Annotated in this window: 1 protein-coding gene; it reads right to left on the bottom strand. The window is 41.7% G+C overall.

Annotation, left to right across the window (positions count from 1 at the left end; translation table 11 throughout):
• Positions 1-812: ABC transporter ATP-binding protein (locus AC2VE5_RS28485; protein ID WP_486890869.1), on the bottom strand; the 812-nt coding region annotated here is incomplete at its 3' end.
• Between the last annotated feature and the right edge of the window lie 56 nt (positions 813-868).

Raw genomic sequence — 868 nt, 5'->3', positions numbered from 1 at the left:
GTTGAATTATCTAAAAACAAGTCTCTTTCGTATTTGCTCATAACCTGTGCTGTGTCACCAACACCACTTAATCTGCCATTTAGTAAATACACAGCGCTTTCGCATATTGTAAGTATTGAGTGCGGATTATGGCTAACAAGTATAAATGACGTTCCCTTTTGGCGTAAGTCGTGAAGCTTTTGAAAGCACTTACCTTTGAAATGACTATCCCCTACTGCCAAAACTTCATCAATAAGTAGTATATCTGGCTCTGTGTGAATCGCACTTGAAAACCCCAGCCTTGCTGCCATGCCTGAGCTATAGGATTGTACAGGAGAATCAATAGCTTCTCCAATTTCTGCAAAAGCTAAAACTTCATCAAATCGTTCATTTATTTCTTTTCTTGATAAACCTAGGATTGACATGTTGGTGTAAACATTTTCCCTCCCAGTTAAGATTGGGTTGAAGCCTGCTCCTAAGGCGATTAATGGTGCTATTCGGCCATTAGTTTCTACATAGCCTTTATCTGGTCTAATTAGTCCAGCGATAATCTTTAATAGAGTTGATTTGCCGCTTCCATTAGGTCCAACTAGGCCTAGCGATTCCCCTCGCCGTAGTTGAAAGCTAACTTTATCTAGTGCCCAAAATTCTTTAGGTCGTAATGTTTCAACTTTTCCTCTAGTGCCGGACAGTTCACTAGCTATGTCTTGGATTCCATAGAATAACGAACGTCTTAGATCCCGGCAAAATCTTTTGGAGACTTCCTTCACTGACAACACTACCTCTTCCGGCTGCGGCTCAGCGATCGCTTGCTTGGTCATACTAATTGTCATTAGGAGCTTAACCTCTCAACCACAAACGGCATTGCCAGGCGGTAAATAAACCACGC

This window comes from Aliterella sp. E5.1 (assembly GCF_057473825.1).
This window is presented reverse-complemented; position numbering and strand designations above follow the sequence as displayed.